Annotated in this window: 15 protein-coding genes and 1 tRNA gene; 11 read left to right on the top strand and 5 right to left on the bottom strand. The window is 72.9% G+C overall.

Annotated features, from left to right (window positions below; translation table 11 throughout):
• Position 1: 1 nt before the first annotated feature.
• From AC060L_RS19945 to AC060L_RS19955, 3 genes are read right to left on the bottom strand one after another with little or no spacing between them, the layout of a single operon-like run.
• Positions 2–1,354: a coiled-coil domain-containing protein gene (locus AC060L_RS19945; protein ID WP_483800165.1), complete on the bottom strand. Its 1,353-nt coding sequence runs from the start codon at positions 1,352–1,354 to the stop codon at positions 2–4.
• Positions 1,355–1,399: 45 nt separating this feature from the next.
• Entirely contained in the window at positions 1,400–2,398 is a 999-nt protein-coding gene (locus tag AC060L_RS19950; protein ID WP_483800166.1) for a glutamate ABC transporter substrate-binding protein, read from the bottom strand.
• A 23-nt stretch (positions 2,399–2,421) separates the two neighbouring features.
• Positions 2,422–3,786, bottom strand: coding sequence for a hypothetical protein (locus tag AC060L_RS19955; protein WP_483800167.1), 1,365 nt, complete (start codon positions 3,784–3,786; stop codon positions 2,422–2,424).
• A 487-nt stretch (positions 3,787–4,273) separates the two neighbouring features.
• Here AC060L_RS19955 and AC060L_RS19960 point away from each other — a divergent pair, with 487 nt between their 5' ends.
• The 5 genes from AC060L_RS19960 (at position 4,274) to AC060L_RS19980 (ending at position 9,513) form a co-directional block, all read left to right on the top strand.
• A complete protein-coding gene (locus AC060L_RS19960) occupies positions 4,274–5,290 on the top strand; it encodes a cytochrome c oxidase assembly protein (protein ID WP_483800168.1) in 1,017 nt (338 codons plus the stop codon).
• Between the two features lie 55 nt (positions 5,291–5,345).
• The gene (locus tag AC060L_RS19965) at positions 5,346–5,918 is read left to right on the top strand and encodes a nucleosidase (RefSeq protein WP_483800169.1); all 573 of its coding nucleotides are present in this window, start codon (positions 5,346–5,348) and stop codon (positions 5,916–5,918) included.
• A 34-nt stretch (positions 5,919–5,952) separates the two neighbouring features.
• Complete coding sequence (locus AC060L_RS19970) at positions 5,953–6,456, top strand: DinB family protein (RefSeq protein ID WP_483800170.1); 504 nt, start codon at positions 5,953–5,955, stop codon at positions 6,454–6,456.
• Between the two features lie 132 nt (positions 6,457–6,588).
• Positions 6,589–7,254 carry a DedA family protein gene (locus AC060L_RS19975; RefSeq protein WP_483800171.1) on the top strand — a complete coding sequence of 222 codons (666 nt, stop codon included), beginning with the start codon at positions 6,589–6,591 and terminating at the stop codon, positions 7,252–7,254.
• A 195-nt stretch (positions 7,255–7,449) separates the two neighbouring features.
• On the top strand, positions 7,450–9,513 hold the full coding sequence (locus AC060L_RS19980) for a phosphocholine-specific phospholipase C (protein ID WP_483800172.1): 2,064 nt from the start codon (positions 7,450–7,452) through the stop codon (positions 9,511–9,513).
• 76 nt (positions 9,514–9,589) lie between these two features.
• Here AC060L_RS19980 and AC060L_RS19985 read toward each other — a convergent pair whose 3' ends face one another.
• Positions 9,590–10,624: an Lrp/AsnC family transcriptional regulator gene (locus AC060L_RS19985; protein ID WP_483800173.1), complete on the bottom strand. Its 1,035-nt coding sequence runs from the start codon at positions 10,622–10,624 to the stop codon at positions 9,590–9,592.
• A 165-nt stretch (positions 10,625–10,789) separates the two neighbouring features.
• Here AC060L_RS19985 and AC060L_RS19990 point away from each other — a divergent pair, with 165 nt between their 5' ends.
• The 4 genes from AC060L_RS19990 to AC060L_RS20005 all read left to right on the top strand — a co-directional run bounded on the left by AC060L_RS19990 (position 10,790) and on the right by AC060L_RS20005 (position 14,161).
• Positions 10,790–11,974, top strand: coding sequence for a M20 metallopeptidase family protein (locus tag AC060L_RS19990; RefSeq protein WP_483800174.1), 1,185 nt, complete (start codon positions 10,790–10,792; stop codon positions 11,972–11,974).
• A gap of 56 nt (positions 11,975–12,030) precedes the next feature.
• Positions 12,031–12,357 carry a nuclear transport factor 2 family protein gene (locus AC060L_RS19995; protein ID WP_483800175.1) on the top strand — a complete coding sequence of 109 codons (327 nt, stop codon included), beginning with the start codon at positions 12,031–12,033 and terminating at the stop codon, positions 12,355–12,357.
• An 89-nt stretch (positions 12,358–12,446) separates the two neighbouring features.
• On the top strand, positions 12,447–13,076 hold the full coding sequence (locus AC060L_RS20000) for an RNA polymerase sigma factor (RefSeq protein ID WP_483800176.1): 630 nt from the start codon (positions 12,447–12,449) through the stop codon (positions 13,074–13,076).
• Positions 13,073–14,161 (top strand): CU044_5270 family protein, encoded by a 1,089-nt coding sequence (locus AC060L_RS20005; RefSeq protein ID WP_483800177.1) that lies wholly within the window; start codon positions 13,073–13,075, stop codon positions 14,159–14,161. The genes AC060L_RS20000 and AC060L_RS20005 overlap by 4 nt, the downstream gene beginning before the upstream one ends.
• A gap of 154 nt (positions 14,162–14,315) precedes the next feature.
• Here AC060L_RS20005 and AC060L_RS20010 read toward each other — a convergent pair.
• Positions 14,316–14,402, bottom strand: a tRNA-Leu gene (locus AC060L_RS20010).
• Positions 14,403–14,533: 131 nt separating this feature from the next.
• Between AC060L_RS20010 and AC060L_RS20015 the strand changes: the two genes are divergently transcribed.
• Positions 14,534–15,154 (top strand): GNAT family N-acetyltransferase, encoded by a 621-nt coding sequence (locus tag AC060L_RS20015; RefSeq protein ID WP_483800178.1) that lies wholly within the window; start codon positions 14,534–14,536, stop codon positions 15,152–15,154.
• On the top strand, positions 15,139–16,452 hold the full coding sequence (locus AC060L_RS20020; RefSeq protein ID WP_483800179.1) for an MFS transporter: 1,314 nt from the start codon (positions 15,139–15,141) through the stop codon (positions 16,450–16,452). The genes AC060L_RS20015 and AC060L_RS20020 overlap by 16 nt, the downstream gene beginning before the upstream one ends.
• Positions 16,453–16,671 lie beyond the last annotated feature (219 nt).

The raw sequence follows: 16,671 nt of genomic DNA on the forward strand, positions 1-16,671 counted from the left end.
CTCAAGCCCCCTGACCGTTCTGGAATCCGTTGTACGGCTGCGCGTCCCGCGGCCCCGCCGCCGGGCGCAGCGCCTGCTGGAACCGCGCCACCGCCGCCGCTGCCGCCCGCAGATCGCACGGTGCGCTCCACAGCAGCCAGCGGGCCTTCTCGTAACGCTCGATCACCTCGGGGTCCTCGGCCACCCCGAGCCGCGCGGCCATCGCCTTGTACGCGTCGAGGCGTCCGCGCAGCTCCGCGCGCACCGCGAGCGGCTGGGTGACCTCGCCGAGCGAGTGCCGGGCCCGGTCCAGCTCCTGCGCGGCCTGCTCCTCCAGCGCGTCCAGCAGCGGCGCCAGCCGGTGCCACTGCCCGGTCTGGCGCAGCTCGACCGCCTGGTGCACGCCGTCGCGCAGCGTCTGCAGCGGTCCGGGCACGGCCGGCACCTCGGTGGCGGCGATCTTCGCCAGCACCTCGCCGCGCGCCTGCCGCGCCTGCGCCAGCGTCGCGTCCGCGCGCCGCAGCAGGTCGGCGACCTGCTGCAGCCGCTCGTCGGCCTCGTCGCGCAGCCGGAGCAGCTGCTCCAGCTCGACCCGGATGCCGTCCAGCGCCCGCCCGGCCTGGTCGAACCGCTCGGTGTCCACCACGCCCGCGGCGGTGCCCGAGGTGGTGCCGACCGCCGCGGTGCCGCGCTGGGCGGGCACCCTGGCCGGGCGCCAGAGCGCCAGCGGGTCGGTCAGCACCTCGGCCCGCAGCTCGCCGAGCCGGGTCTCCAGCTCGGCCAGGTCGTCGCCGAGCGGGTGCGCCCCGGCCTGGACGCCGACCGAGCCGGCCAGCGTCCGGACCCGGCGCAGCTCGGCGAGCAGCAGGTCGATCCGGGCCGGCAGCGCCGACCAGACCGCGTCGGCGGCGCCCGCCACCTCCAGCACGGTGGCGTACCAGACGTTCATCCGGTCCATCAGATCGGCCAGCGACATCTGCTCCACGAGCCGGGTCGGGCCACCGAGTTGACGGGCCGAATCGGGCAGCTGGCCGCCCGGGACGGTGACCGCGGGGCCGCGCAGCAGCTGGTTGAGCTCGGCCAGCTCGGGCGAGCCGAGCCGCACCCGGCGGGACCGGACGGCGCGCGCCGAGGCGAGCGCCTCCGAGTAGCGGTCGAAGAGCGTCCACAGCAGCGTCAGGCCCTGTGCGGCGACGGACCAGCGCTCCTCGGTGCGCCCGGACAGGGTCGCCCCCTCCAGCAGTCGCCGGCCGGGGTGGTCCTGCAGTGCCAGCAGGGCGGCCTCGACGGCCTCGCGCTCGGCGCCCAGCCGAGCGAGTTCACGGTCCACCTCCTCCCGGCTCAGCACGGGGCCGGCAGGTCCTGAGAACGCCACGCCCTTCCTCTCCTCTTCGTCTTCGTCGTCGCTTGAACGGTGTTGTTACGGCAGGTAGTTGGCCGGCGGCGGACCGTCGGACGGGCCGAGGTACGGGGCCAGCCACTGGTTGTAGCTGGCCTGCCAGGCGCCGCTGCTTCGGTAGTCGGCCAGCACCTGGTTGACCCGGGCCACCAGATCCGGCGAGGACTTCGAGATCGCGACGCCGTACGGCTCCGAGGTGATCGACGGGCCGACCACCTGAAGGCTCGGGTCCTGGGCGGCCATGCCGACCGCGACCGCGTTGTCGGTCAGCGTGGTGTCCACCTGGCCGAGCTGCATCTTCACCAGGCAGTCGAGGTCGTTGCCGACCGGTACGACCGCTGTCGTGCCGCGCGGGTTCTGCTTCAGCTGGTCCTGTGCGGTCCCGCCGTCAGCCACGCACACCGTCTTCCCCCTCAGCGCGTCATCGACGCTCGTCGCCTTCGCCGACCTCGGCACCAGGACCTGCTGTCCGGCCTGGAAGTAAACGGTCGAGAAGGCCACGTCATTGAGGCGATCGCAGGTGATCGTCATGGTACGCGCGATCACGTCGACCTGACCGGTCTTAATGGCTTCTATACGCATGGCCGTGGGCACGGTCTTGTACTGGACCTTGCTCGCGTCGCCCAGGATCGCCTTGGCGATCGCGTGGATGATGTCGATGTCGAAGCCCGCGAGCTGACCGGTCGTCGGGTCGCGGAAGCCCCAGCGGTAGTCGTTCTGGTCGACGCCGGCGATCAGGTAGCCGCGCGCCTTGATCGCGGCCACCGCCGGGCCGCTGTCGTCGCTGCTCGGGCGCAGGCTCTTGGTGGGATCGCAGGTGGCGGCCCCCGCCTGCTCCTTCAAGGCACCGCCCGCCTGCATCCCGCCCGCCTGCACGCTGCCCGCCTGCACGGCCACGACCGCGGTCGTGGCAGGCAGCGGAGTCGCCGGCCCCGGCACCGTCAGCACTGCCACCGCTGCCGCCGCCAGCAGCGCCGCCGCCGTCGACAGCGCCCGCACCCGCATGCTTCTGCTGCGCATCACATCGCCCCCTGTCGCCGGTGTCACCGGTACTCCGCCAGTCGTCGGCCGATCCCGCGCAGCACGCCGGCGGCGGCCAGCAGCGCCAGCACCCCGGCGGCCACGGTGACCGCTCCGGTCGCGTCCCGTCCGTTCTTCGCCTTGCTCAGGACGTCGGCCTGTTCGACCTTCACCGCGGCGGTGAGGTCCTGGTCCAGTGCCTGGTAGGCCGGCTGCGCGCTGTTCGCGCCGCTGCCGACCGTGGCGTCCAGCGCGCCCTGGTAGTCGCCCTGGTCGTTCTTGGCCGAGGCCGCGTCATGCCGGTTGGTCCACAGCGCGAACTGGTCGCGGGCCGCGTGGATGCTGCTCGCCGCCGGGCCCGCCGGGGCCAGCAGCTCGGCGGTGGCCAGCGCGCTGCCGTCGCCCTTGGCCGCCGTCGTCCACTGATCCGCGTAGGCCGTGGTGGAGCCGCGGGAGACCAGGTTGAGGTTCTCCGCGGAGCGCGCCTGCAGCGAGTCCACCTGGGCCTGGTTGAGCGCCCGCAGCGGTGTGACGCCGTGGGCGATGCTGTCCGCGAGCGCGGAGTCGGCCGAGCCGACGGCCAGCACCAGCCAGGCCAGCAGCGCCAGCACCGCCGCCGTGGCGCCGAGCAGGCCGGGGTTGAACACCCGGTTCGTGCGCTGGAAGAGCAGCACCTGGACGTAGCCGAGCGCGATCAGCACGAGCGCGCCGAGCACGTACGCGGCCCAGGGCGTGGCCCGCGCGTCGGCGTAGTCGCCGCCCACCCGGGCGACTTCGGTGTTCGAGAGGTGCTGGGCGAGCGGCAGCAGCTGGGTCTGCATCTGGTTGGAGGCGTACTGCAGGTACGCGCCGCCGAGCGGCAGGCCCAGCCGGTCGTTGGCCCGGGCGGTCTCCACCAGGCCCGCGTAGACCGGGAGTTGCTGGTTGAGCTGGCTGACCGCGGCCTGCGCCTGCGCGGAGCCGGTGCTCTGCGCGGCGGCTTGCGAGAGCAGTTGCGAGGCAGTGGCCAGGTCGGCCTGGTAGCGCTGGCTCACCGCGCGCGGCTCGTTGCTCGCCAGCAGGAAGCCGCCGGCGGCGGTGCTGTCCGCGTCGGCCAGCGAGCGGTAGATCTCGGCCGCGTTCTGACTCAGCGGCTGGCTGTGCGTGACGACCTGGTCGGCCGCGTCGGTCCGGCTCGTCACCTGCCACCCGGTCAGCGCGCCGAAGCCGAGCACCAGCACGGTGAGCGTGACACCGGCGATCCGCAGCCGGCCCGGCGCGGTCTCGGCCGCGGCCCGCAGCCGGGCGCGCACCGCGCGCGGCCCTCGCAGCGGCCGGCCGGCGGGCGGCTGCGGCGCCGCCGACGGCCGTTCGAGTTCCCCCTGTGCTCGTCCGAGAGTGCTCTGCACCGGTCCGAACTGTCCGGACGGCCGTGCGACCGTGCCCGGTCTCGAGGGCTGCGCCCCTTGCTGCGCTGGTGTCACCACGCGCCCCACCCCTCCCCAGAGACCGCCCGACGCTCGGGTGCCGGCCCGTTGCCAGCAGTATGGCCACCGGGTCGGACGGCCACACGTGAGTTGCGCCGGTCTTGAGCTTGTGCGGTCTTCGGGCCCGGCGGGTCCAAGACGCGAGGGGCACCTTATGCGGTTCCGGTACGGGCCCACCGGGCGGGCTGCCGTTGGCCCGTCAGCTGGGCATACGTCCGCGACGCCCGTGCCCGCGACCGTGCCCCCGCCCATGCCGATCCCTTGCCGCGCCCGGGAGACGCTCCGGGCACGCTCCGGGCACGCCCGGGACACGCCCGGCCGGGGTCCGCCCCCGCCCGCCGTGATCGTCTCGCGGTCGGCGATGATGGCTCGGAACCCGCCACACCGGGCGGAGCATGGAGTGCGAACAATGCAGACCTCAGTTCTGGCCGCTTCGGTCCTGGCCGACGGCTACCACGGCCCGCCGCCCTGGCAGTGGAGCGACCTGGCGACCTCCTGGACCGCCGAGCCGGTCGTGCTGGCGCTGTCCGTCCTGCTCGGTGGCGGCTACCTGCTCGGCGTGCGCCGCCTCGCCCGCGCCGGCGAGCGCTGGCAGCCCACCCGCACCGCGGCCTTCCTCGGCGGCCTGCTGCTGTGGATCTGGGTCACCTGCTCCGGCGTCGGCGTCTACGAGCGGATCCTGTTCACCGACCGCGCCGTGCAGATCGTCCTGCTGCTGATGCTGGTCCCGCTGCTGCTGGCGCTCGGCGCGCCGGTCTCGCTGCTGGTCGAGACCTCGCCGCCGGCCCGCCGCGAGCGGCTGCTGCGCGCGCTGCGCAGCGGCCCGTCCAAGCTGCTGATGTTCCCCGCCGTCTCGACCGCGCTGCTGATGGCGCCGCCGTGGCTGCTCTACTTCACCCCCTGGTACGAGAAGAGCCTGAGCAGCGGTGCCTGGAACATCGGCCTGCACGTCTCGCTGGTGCTGCTGGGCCTGGCCTACTTCTGGCCGCGGCTGCAGATCGACCCGGTCGGCCACGAGTACCCGCACCTGCTCGGCCTCTTCATCACCTTCGCCGAGGTGATCTTCGACGCGGCGCTCGGCATCGTGCTGATCTACGGCGGCCACATCGTCGCCGAGCACTACTACACGGCGCTGGCCCGGCCGTGGGGACCGACCCTGGCGCAGGACCAGACCTGGGGCGGCAACTCGCTCTGGGTGCTCGGCGACCTGGTCGGCCTGCCGTTCCTCTGCGCGCTGGTCCGCCGCATGATCGTGCAGGGCCGCGAGGAGACCGCCGCGGTGGACGCCGAGCTGGACGCCCGGTTCGAGGCGGCCGCCGCCGCGGTGGCCGCCGGGGACGCCGACGCCGCCGAGGACGAGCAGGGCATGCGCCCGTGGTGGCTCGACGACCCGAACCTGAAGCACCGCTACGGCGCGGGCGGCTGACGGCGGCCGGCCGGGGCAGCCGGGCGGCCGCCGTCGGCTGGCTACCATCGGTGTCATGCAGCTGACCGGAACCGTCGCCCCCGACCGCCCGCTCCTCGTCCTCGCCGTCGCCGAGGAGGCCGCCCACCTCGGCTCCGGCCTGCCCGTCCTGCTCACCGGCATGGGCAAGGTCAACGCCGCGGCGTCGCTGGCCACCATGCTGGCCGGCGGCCCGCACCCGGCCGAGGTGGTCAACCTCGGCACGGCCGGTGCGCTGCGGCCCGGACTGGACGGGCGCACGCACGTGATCGGCACCGTGATCCAGCACGACCTGGACGGCGCCGTGCTGCGACAGCTCACCGGCCACAGCTACGGCGCCCCGCTGGAGCTCGCCGCCGACGGACCCACCCTCGCCACCGGTGACCTCTTCGTCTCCGACCCCGCCGCCCGCGACCGCCTCGCCGAGCGCGCCCACCTGGTCGACATGGAGGGCTACGCGCTGGCCACCGTCGCCCAGCAGGCCGGCGTGCCGGTGCGGCTCGTCAAGCACGTCAGCGACGAGGCGGGCGAGGGCGCCGCGAAGGCCTGGCGCGACTCGGTGGACGACTGCGCGAAGCTGCTGGCCGAGTGGGTCCGGGAAAACCTCTGAGCCTGCGGGGGCGCGGCCGCTAGGCTCCGTCGCCATGACTCCCACGCAACCACGCGACGACCTGCGCCCGCCCGGCATCGAGGCCGACGAGAAGACGACGCTGCTCGGCTTCCTCGACTACCTGCGCGAATCCGTGCTCGCGAAGCTGGCGGGCGTGCCCGACGCCGTGTCGGCCGCGCCCGGCGTGCCGTCCGGCACCAGCCTGTTCTGGCTGGTCAAGCACCTGACGGCGGTCGAGCTGAACTGGTTCGTCTGGGCCTACGGCGGCGCGGACCGCGAGCCGTGGGACGACGAGCCCTCGGTGACCGCCGAGGACACCGCCGCCTCGCTGGCCGCCGAGTACCGCGCGGCCGTCCTGCGCGCGAACGAGGTGGTGCACGCGGCCGCCGACCTCACCACCCCGGGCGCGCGCTCGCTGCGCGAGACGCCCGCTCCCTCGCTGCGCTGGGTGCTGGTGCACATGATCGAGGAGACCGCCCGGCACGCCGGCCACGCGGACATCCTGCGCGAGCAGGCGGACGGCGCGGTCGGCCGCTGAGCCGCAGCCGGTCCCGGGCGCACCTGACGCTGTAGACCCGCCGTCCGGGCGAAACGGCTCGGCTCGTCTACGGTGGAAGTCGGCCGGCTCGACTGCCCAGGCCAAACCTGCCGCCGGCGAAGGGGCGCGGACGTGAACTCGGTCATCCACTGGATCCAGGGGCTCTCCGGCCCCCTGGTCTACGCCGTGGTCGCGCTGCTGGTCTTCGCGGAGGACGCGCTCTTCGTCGGCTTCGTGCTGCCCGGGGAGACAGCGGCGGTGATCGGCGGGACCATCGCGGCCGCGCACCGCGGGGTGGACCTGCCGCTGATGATCGCGGTCGTGGTGCTCGCGGCGATCCTGGGTGACACGGTCGGCTACGGCGTCGGCCGCTACTTCGGGCCGCGGCTGCTGAGCACCGGCCCGGCGCTGAAGCACGAGGCGAAGATCGGCAAGGCCCAGGGCTTCATCCGCGCGAAGGGGCCCGCCGCGGTCTTCTTCGGCCGCTTCGTCGCGCTCTTCCGCGCGCTGGTGCCGACGCTCTCCGGCGCCGCGCGGATGCCGTACGGGCAGTTCGCGTTCTTCAACGCGGCCGGCGGCGCGATCTGGGGCGCGGGCTTCGTGCTGCTCGGCTTCGCGGCCGGATCGGCGTACGCGAAGGTCGAGAGCCTGGTCGGGCGGGTGCTGGGGATCGCGATCGGCGTGCTGGCGGTGCTGGTGATCGGCGTCTGGCTCTGGCGCCGGCGCCGCCGCGAGGCCGCCGCTGACGCACAGCCGGCCGACGAGACCTCCGAGATGCAGGACCACCATCGGCACTGAGCGCTCTTGAACGCTCCTGAGTGCCCCGGGGGTCTCCGGGGTGCGGGCGAATCGTTCGTCGTCGATTTCTGACAAGTCTGTGCCAAGCGTTCACACCGTTTCATCTGGCCGCTACCTTGCTACCGGCCGGTAGACACCTGGCTGGCCGACAGTCCCCAAGCCGGAAGCTGTCTGTACCTCTTTTGGAGGCCCCTCGTGTCGCCCGTGACCCGTCGTACCTTTCTCGGCTCCGCCGCCGCGCTCGGCGCAGCCGTGGGCCTGGACGCCCTGCCCGGCCTGGCACCGCGCGCGTCCGCCGCGACGACGGGGACGATCAACGACGTCAAGCACGTCGTCGTCCTCATGCAGGAGAACCGCAGCTTCGACCACTACTTCGGCTCGATGAAGGGCGTGCGCGGTTTCGCCGACCGCAGCGCGATCCAGATCGCGGGCGGCAACAGCGTCTTCAACCAGCCCAACGGCAGCGGCCGGCAGTACCCGTGGCAGCTCAGCGCGACCAGCACCTGGTGGTGGGGCAGCAGCGGCGAGACGCTGGCGCAGTGCGACGGCTCGCTCGACCACTCCTGGTCCACCCAGCACGCGGCGTGGAACAACGGCAAGATGGACTCCTGGATATCCGCCAAGGGCTCCAACCGGACCATGGGTTACATGACCCGCTCGGACATCCCGTTCCACTACGCGCTGGCCGACGCCTACACCATCTGCGACGCGTACCACTGCTCGATCCTCTCCGCGACCGGCCCCAACCGCACCTACCTGTGGTCCGGCATGATCGACCCGAACGCGACGGCGGGCGGCGCGGCCTACGACGGCGGCAGCGAGAGCGGCCTGCACTGGCAGACCTACGCCGAGGCGCTGCAGAACGCCGGCGTGAGCTGGAAGGTCTACCAGAACGCCGGTGACAACTTCGGCGACAACGCGCTCGCCTACTTCAACCAGTTCACCGGCGCGCCGAGTTCGAGCCCGCTGAGCCAGCGCGGCATGGGCTCGGTGCCCAGCACCGGCTCGACGCCGGACGACATCGCGGCCGCCATCAAGGCCGACGCGCTCGCGGGCACGCTGCCGCAGGTCTCCTGGGTGGTCGCCAACCAGCTCTTCTCCGAGCACCCGGACGGGCCGCCGGAGAACGGCGCGCACTTCGTCAACCTCGTGCTCCAGGCGCTGGCGGCGGACAGCGACACCTTCAACTCCACCGTCCTGTTCCTCAACTACGACGAGAACGACGGCTTCTTCGACCACGTGCCGCCGCCCGTCGCACCGGCCGGGACCGCCGGCGAGTTCTACTCCGGCACCAACATCGGCCTCGGCTTCCGGGTCCCGATGATCATCGCCTCGCCGTGGACCCGCGGCGGCTTCGTGGACTCCCAGGTCTACGACCACACCAGTGTCATCCGCTTCCTGGAGACCTGGACCGCCGCGCTCGGCACCCCGGCCGTCTGCCCGAACATCAGCACCTGGCGCCGCCAGGTCTGCGGCGACCTCACCGGTGCCTTCGACTTCGCGAACCCCGTCTACGGCGTCCCCGCGATGCCCGACACCAGCGCCACGATCAGCCAGGCCACCGCGAACGTCCAGATCAACCCGAGCCCCGGCAACAACGCCATGCCCGCCCAGGAGACCGGCACCAAGCCGGCCCGCGCGCTCCCGTACCAGCCGAACGCCTGGGTGGACCGGATCGAGTACGACGCGAACAACCAGATCCTGCTCTGGATCGACATGGCCAACCAGGGCCCGCAGGCCACCGCGTACGCGCACTACTCGGTCTACGCCAACAACTTCCGCACCGGCGGCCCCTGGCAGTACACCGTCGCCCCCTACAACGCCTCGACCGGCACCGACGGCAGCGCCAGTGACTTCTTCAACATCGGCGCCAACTACGGCAACGGCCAGTACGACCTGACCGTGGTCGGCCCCAACCGCTTCCTGCGCCACTTCACCGGCAACGCCACCGCCCCCGGCGGGACCACCGAGGCCTCGACGTACTACGCCCCGGCACCGGACAGCGGGAAGCAGGCGGTCTGGTTCAAGATGACCAACACCGGCACCAGCACGGTCACCTTCACCATCACCTCGAACAACTACCGCGGCGGCACCTGGACCTACCAGGTCGCGCCCGGCGCCTCCTTCTCGGACTACTTCAACGCCGTCACCATCGCCCAGGGCTGGTACGACTTCACCGTCACCGTCAGCAGCGACTCCAGCTGGTCCCGCCGCGCCACCGGCCACATCGAGACCGGTGCGGTGAGCGTCAGCGGCTGATCCACCGTCAGCGGCCGACCCGCCGACCGTCGAGCACCCGTGGGGCCCTGCGCAGCCGGCGCAGGGCCCCCGTCCGTCAGGCGGCCGGGACCGGGTCCCGCCAGACGTCCATCGGAACGGCGCGGACCGCGCGGCCCTGCGCGTCCAGGATCCGGCCCATCCGCTTCACGGTGCGCAGCGACACCCGCCGCTCGGTCACCCGCAGGTCGGGGAACCTGCGGACGAGGGCGGCCTCCAGCCGCTGACCGTCGGCGAGGGAGCGCAGCCAGACGGTGAGGACGAGGTTGTGCGTGCCGGTGACCGACACGCACAGCCGGGCCTCGGGGAGCCGGGCGAGTCGGGGGCCGACCTCGTCGAGCCGGTCCGGCGGCAGCTCGGCCCGGAAGGTCGCCAGGACCGGCCGCCCGGCGTCGGGGGCGGCGATCTCGCAGCGGAAGTGGATCGTCTCGGCGGCGGCCATCTTGTCGAGGCGGCGGCGCACGGTGGACGGGCTGAGCCCGGTGGCGGCGGCCAGCTCGGCCTGGTCGAGGCGGCCGTCGGTGCCCAGCAGGATGAGCAACTCCCGGTCTTCTCGCCGGACTTCGGTCGATGAGCCGTTGTTCGCCGGGTGGTCGTCGTAGAGTTCGAGTCGCTGGGCGGGGTCCAGTGAGTCCAGTCGCCAGCGTTTTCCCTCGGAGTAGAAGCAGGTCGCCAGGTGGAGGCGGACGGAGGTGATCCCGGGGAGCAGGCCGAGCCGTTCGGTGCTGTAGCGGGAGACCGTCGCCAGATCGGTGAAGGCCGCCGTGACGACGAGGTCGCAGCCCTGGGAGACGTGTTCGACGCTCATCACGTGCGGCTCCTCGGCCAGTTGCTCGGCGATCTGCCGGAGCCGGCCGGGAGCACAGCCGAGGTCGAAGAAGGCGATGCACCCGCGATCGCTGGGGGCCGGCAGGCCGTAGGCGGTCACCCAGGCGATCCCGGCCTCGGAGAGCCGTTGCCAGCGGCGGGCGGCGGTGACCGGGCTGATCCCGAGGGTCTGGCCGAGCCGTGACCAGGGCGCCCGGGGTTGCAGCTGCAGCGCGTTCACCAGGGCGAGGTCCAGCTCGTCGACCCGCACGTCGGGGCCGGTCACCGGTGGCTGCCGGTGGAATCGTTCATCAGATGGCCTCTTCGTGACGTGATCCTACGAAACTGCTCGAACTCCTGCCGAGAGATTCAGAATCGCCGAACAAGATCGAACTGCACACGATCGCATCACGCGAGATCCCGCCGCACGCGGGGTCGATGGGAGGTACCCGTGTCCCTGCACGACGACGCTCTCGGGCTGGCCCCGGAGCTGGTCCGGCTCCGCCACGACCTGCACCGGTTCCCCGAGCTGGGCCTGGCCCTCCCGCGCACCCAGGAGCGGGTGCTGCAGGCCCTCGACGGACTGCCGCTGGAGGTGAGCCAGGGCTCCTCGCTGAGCTCGGTCACCGCGGTGCTGCGTGGCGGCCGGCCGGGACCGGCGGTGCTGTTGCGCGGCGACATGGACGGCCTGCCGGTCACCGAGAAGGCCCCGCTGGCGTTCGCCGCCGACAACGGTGCCATGCACGCCTGCGGACACGATCTGCACACCGCCATGCTCGCGGGCGCCGCGCACCTGCTGGCCGCGCGGCGCGAGCAGCTCCACGGCGACGTGGTCTTCATGTTCCAGCCCGGTGAGGAGGGCTTCGACGGAGCCGGCGCCATGCTGGCCGAGGGAGTGCTCGACGCCGCGGGCCAACGTCCGGTCGCCGCATACGCCTTGCACGTGGCGTCGGCCATGCGGCACGGGGAGTTCGGCTCCCGGCGCGGCCCGATCATGGCCGCCTCCGGTGCGCTGGACGTCACCGTCCACGGCGCGGGCGGCCACGGCTCGGCGCCCCACCGGGCCAAGGACCCGATCCCGGCGGCCTGCGAGATGATCACGGCCCTGCAGACCATGGTGACCCGCCGCTTCGACGTCTTCGATCCGGTGGTGATCACCGTCGGGCTCCTCCAGGCCGGCACCCAGCGCAACATCATCCCCGAGACCGCCCACTTCGAGGCGACCGTGCGTACCTTCTCCGCCGAGGCGCAGTTCCGGGTGGCCGACATCGTGGTGGAGCTGGTCAGGTCCGTCGCGGCCGCCCACGGCCTGCGGGCGCAGGTCGAGTACCGTCCCCAGTACCCGGTGACCGTGACCGACGGGGCCGAGACCGACTTCCTGGCGGACACCGTGCGGGAGGTCTTCGGTGAGGAGCGGTACCAGCCCCTGGTGAACCCGATGACCGGCTCGGAGGACTTCTCCCGGGTGCTCGACGCCGTTCCCGGCTCGTACGTGTGGCTCGGCGCCGCCCCGAAGGGGACCGACCCCGAGGACCTGCCGCTCAACCACTCGCCCTACGCGGAGTTCGACGACGCGGTGCTCCCCGACGGCGCCGCGCTGTTCGCCGAACTCGCCGCCCGCCGCCTCGCGGCCTGAGCCCGTACCCGTAGCCGCGGCCCGAACCCGTGACCAGAGAAGGAACGAACAAGCACATGACCGAACCGCGCGACGTGGTCGAGCAGCAGCTCGTCGCCTACAACAGCCACGACATCGACGCCTTCGCCGCCACCTATGCCGAGGACGTCGTGGTCAACCGGCGTGACGGCATCCGGCTGCAGGGCCGTCAGGCTCTGCGTGACCGGTACGCCGGACAGTTCGCCGAAGGCCGCTGCCGGGCGGAGATCGTGGGGCGGCTCACCGAGGGCGACTGGGTGGTCGACCACGAGATCGCCCACGGCCTGGCCGACGAGCCGGTCCGCGTGCTGGTCGCCTACCGGGTGCGCGAGGGCCTGATCGACCGCGTCGACTTCCTCGGCTGAGCAGTCCGCCGACCGTGGCGGGCTCTTCTGTGACGCAGGTCACCGGAACCGTGCCGGGCCGGCGGACAACCAGAGGTGTGGACTTTTCGATGCACGAACGGATCAGAGCCGGGGATCCCGGCGCATTCCGGCAGTTGTTCCAGGAGCACGCGCAGGCGGTCCTGGCGCACGCCGTCCGGGTGAGCGGGGACCGCGCCGGGGCCGAGGACGTCATGGCGGTGGTCTTCCTGGAGGCCTGGCGGCTGCGGGACAAGCTGCGCGACGAGGGGACCACTCCCCGCCCGTGGCTGATGGGCATCACCGTCAACGTGCTGCGCAACCGGGCGCGGGCCGCCCGCCGGCATGCGGCTGCCCTCGCCCGCATGCCGCGCCCCGAGCCGGCCCCGGACTTCGCCGACGAGCTGGTCGGCCGTCTCGCCGACCACGAGCAACTCCTGGCCGCCAAAGCTGCGTTGGAGAAACTCCGGCGTGCGGAGCGTGAGGTGTTCGCGCTGTGCGTGTGGGCCGGCCTCAGCTATCCCGAGGCCGCTGAGGCACTGGGCATCCCGGTCGGCACCGTTCGCTCCAGACTCTCCCGGGCCCGCACCCGGCTGCGTGCGCTGGCCGACAAGGAACTGCGGCGCGCTGCGAAAACTCGGCCGGAACCCCTGCTGGGCGCCGGACAAGTACAGGGTGGCCGGATGGTTCCGGCCCGGTCGGACAAGGAGTGGAGCAGATGACCAGCATCCCGCAGCGGCGGCAGCCGCTTGACGACACGGAGCTGGGGCAGCTGCTGCCCGCGGCCGCAGTAGCCGCCGACCCGCTCGGCCGGCAACGCCAGATCGAGGAGTTCCTGATGAGCGAGATCACCCGCACCCCCGAGGTCGCAGTGCCGGGCCGTCCGGTCCGTCCGGTCCGTCCGGTCCGTCCGGTGTCGAGGAGCCGGCGCCGGCTGCTGATCGCCGTGCCCGCCACGGCGGCGGCCTTCGCCCTGGCCGCCACCGTGGCGGTCCTCATGCCTGGCAGCCAGGGAGTGGCCCCCGTGCCGAGCGGGCGCGTGGCTGCGCCCGTCGTCCCGGTCGCGGTCGGCTCCACCACGGGCCTGGCCGGCGCCGTGGAGCGGATCTCCTCGGCCGCGCAGGCCGCGCCCGACCTCGTCCTGCGCCCGGGGCAGTACGTCTACATCGAGAGCACCGTGTCCCACCTCGCGGGCTCCGTCGACCTCAGCAGCGGCACGTCGCAGGTGTGGGTCGACAAGCCGCACCAGCGGCAGGTGTGGTCCTCGGCCGACGGCCGCACCGGCTGGCTCACCGAGGAAGGCAAGACCCCGGAAGGCGGCGAGGCGCTCAAGTCGGGCGCCGGCGCCTCGCTGAACGCTCCCTCCTACGACTACCTGCGCACCCTGCCCACCGACCCGCAGGAACTGCTGCGGAAGATCTACGCCGAGACGAAGGGGGCCGGCAGCAGTCCGGACCAGGAGGCCTTCGTCACCATCGGCGACCTGATCCGCGAACAGGCCGTGCCCGGCAAGCTCGCCGCCGCGCTCTACCAGGCCGCGGCCGGTATCCCCGGCGTCGTCCTGGTCGACACCGCCACCGATGCCGCCGGCCGCACCGGCATCGCCATCGCCCGGACCAACACCGCCAGCGGCTCCCGCGACGAGATCATCTTCGACCGCACCTCGTACGCCTTCCTGGGCGAGCGCAGCGTCCAGGTCACCGAGGCCAACGGGGTCAAGCCCGGCACCGTCACGGCCGACACCGCCGTCCTCAAGCGCGCCGCCGCCGACGCCCCGGGCCACCAGCCGGGCACCGCACAGGCCTGACCGCATCCGCCCACTGCCCCGCCCCGGAGACTCGGGCGGGGCGGTGGGCGGAGCCGTGTGCCAAGTCGCGGTGCCAAGTCGCGCTCCACAAAGCAATGTGGCCGGTCAGATCGACGTCTGTCGATCTGACCGGCCACATTCGGTCGGTTGACCATGGTGCGCGAGGGGGGAGTTGAACCCCCACGCCCTTTCGGGCACTGGAACCTGAATCCAGCGCGTCTGCCTATTCCGCCACCCGCGCAAGGTGATGACCAAATACTAGCCGATCGTGCGGGCTGTGCTGACCACGGGGGGTACGGCCGGTGGCGGGGAGGGTGTGGGCGGGCCAAAACCGGTGGTCGTGCGGGGGCTTGGCGGGGAAGGATGCGGCGCATGCATACCGACGGCAGCTCGCAACCCCCGTCCCTGTCCCCGTCCGTTCCGGTGGTCCCGTCCGGGTTCTCGCTCGCGGGGCGGGCGGCGGGGACGCTGCTGCGTCCGCTGACCAGGGCCGATGCCGCCGATCACGTCCGATGGCGCAACGATCCGCAGGTGGGCTACTGGGCCACCGGCGGGGATCCGGGCTTCGGGCCGGTGACGGCGGAGGCCGTCGAGGGCAGGTTCGAGAGCAGGGTGCTGCACCTGGACCCGGCCGAGGGGGGCGTGTTCGCCGTCTGTACGGCCGAGGGCCGGGCGATCGGGATGGTGGACTACCGGGACGTCGATGCGAGGGCGCGCTCCGCCGTGGTGGGCATCACGATCGGCGAGAAGGACGTCTGGGGCGCCGGTCACGGCACCGCCGCGATGCGGTTGCTGCTCGACCACCTCTTCACGAACCTCAATCTGGAGCGGATCCAGCTGGACACCTGGTCCGGCAACGAGCGGGCCATCAGGTCCTTCCTGGCCTGCGGCTTCACTGAGGAGGGCCGGCTGCGCCGGGCGGTGTACGCGGCGGGGCGGTACTACGACACGGTGCTGATGGGGATCCTGCGCGACGAGTGGGCGGCCCGGTGATGGGCGGCCCGGACTCGGTGTTCGCTCCGCTGCGGCGGCCGGCGTTCCGTTATCTGGTCGGTGGGCGCGCCTGTGCGGTGCTGGGCAACGCGATGGCTCCGGTCGCGCTGGCCTTCGCGGTGCTCGATCTGACCGGGTCGATGTCCGATCTCGGGCTGGTGGTCGGCGCGCGGTCGTTGGCGAACGTGCTGGCGCTGCTCTTCGGCGGGGTGCTCGCGGACCGGGTGAGCCGGGCGCTGATCCTGCAGGGGTCGGCGTTCGGGTCGGCGGTGGTGCAGGGGGTGCTGGCGCTCTCGGTGCTCGGCGGGTGGGCCTCGGTGCCGCTGCTGATGGTGCTGGGCGCGCTGAACGGCGTGCTGGCCGCGCTCTCACTGCCGGCCGCCACCGCGCTGCTGCCGCAGACGGTGCCCGCCGAACAGCTGAGGCAGGCCAACGCGTTGAGCCGGATGGGCGCGAACAGCGGTGTGGTCGCCGGGAGTTCGCTGGGCGGCCTGCTCGCGGCGGCGGTCGGGCCGGGGTGGGCGCTGGGTGTCGTCGCGGCCGCGCTGGCCGGCGCCGCAGGGTGCTACACCGGGGTCCGGGTTTCGCCGCCGGCCGAGGCCGGGGTGGTGGAGAAGGTCGAGACGGTGGCGAGGGCCGGTGAGGTGGAGGAAGCCGGGGCGGTGGGCGGCGCCGAGTCGGTCCGGAGTCGGCCGGTGGCCGAACTGCGCGAGGGCTGGCGGGAGTTCATCGCGCGCAGCTGGGTCTGGTCGGTGGTGCTGCAGTTCATGGTGGTGAACGCGGCGTACTCGGGTGCGGTCGAGGTGATCGGCCCGGGGATCGCGACCGCGACGATCGGGCGCAGCGCGTGGGGCCTGGCGCTCGGCGCCCAGATGGTCGGCGCGCTGGCGGGTGGTCTGCTGATCGCCCGGCTGCGGGTGCGGCGGGCGCTGCTGCTCGGAGTCGCCGCCATCTTCACCGCGGTGCTGCCGGTGCTGGCACTCGCCCAGTGGCCCGCGGCGGGAGTGCTGGCCGCCGCGATGTTCGTCAGCGGCTTCGGCATCGAACTGTTCGCGGTGGCCTGGGACCTTTCGCTCCAGCAGCACATACCGGCGGACCGGTTGGCCCGGGTGAGTTCCTTCGACGCGGTCGGCTCGTTCCTGGCGCTGCCGGTCGGTGAGATGGCGGCCGGGCCGCTGGCCCAGCACCTCGGTACCCGGTCGACGCTCTACGCGGCGATGCTGCTGATCACGCTGGCCACGGCGGCGGTGCTGCTCTGCCGACCGCTGCGGATGTTGACGGTGCGCGAGGGAGTCTGAGCGGGGCTGGGCGGGGCGGGGAATGGCGTGCGTCGTGCGGTGCCCGTCCGGTCAGGCGGACGGGGACCGCACGCGCGTCCGGGCCGCCGCCCCCACGGGGCGACCCGGCGGATGGCGTCCGCGCTCCGGAGCGGCGGCACCGGTGTGCGGACCGGTGACTGCTTCGGCGGGGATGGCGGACGCCACGATCAGGAGGAGCTCAAGCAGGGGGCTCAAGCG

This window comes from Kitasatospora sp. NEAU-69 (assembly GCF_057158765.1).

Coding starts and splice junctions, on each gene's coding strand:
- AC060L_RS19950 (WP_483800166.1), bottom strand. CDS start 2,398: ATGCGCAGCAGAAGCATGCGGGTGCGGGCGCTGTCGACGGCGGCGGCG.
- AC060L_RS19960 (WP_483800168.1), top strand. CDS start 4,274: ATGCAGACCTCAGTTCTGGCCGCTTCGGTCCTGGCCGACGGCTACCAC.
- AC060L_RS19965 (WP_483800169.1), top strand. CDS start 5,346: ATGCAGCTGACCGGAACCGTCGCCCCCGACCGCCCGCTCCTCGTCCTC.
- AC060L_RS19970 (WP_483800170.1), top strand. CDS start 5,953: ATGACTCCCACGCAACCACGCGACGACCTGCGCCCGCCCGGCATCGAG.
- AC060L_RS19995 (WP_483800175.1), top strand. CDS start 12,031: ATGACCGAACCGCGCGACGTGGTCGAGCAGCAGCTCGTCGCCTACAAC.
- AC060L_RS20000 (WP_483800176.1), top strand. CDS start 12,447: ATGCACGAACGGATCAGAGCCGGGGATCCCGGCGCATTCCGGCAGTTG.
- AC060L_RS20005 (WP_483800177.1), top strand. CDS start 13,073: ATGACCAGCATCCCGCAGCGGCGGCAGCCGCTTGACGACACGGAGCTG.
- AC060L_RS20015 (WP_483800178.1), top strand. CDS start 14,534: ATGCATACCGACGGCAGCTCGCAACCCCCGTCCCTGTCCCCGTCCGTT.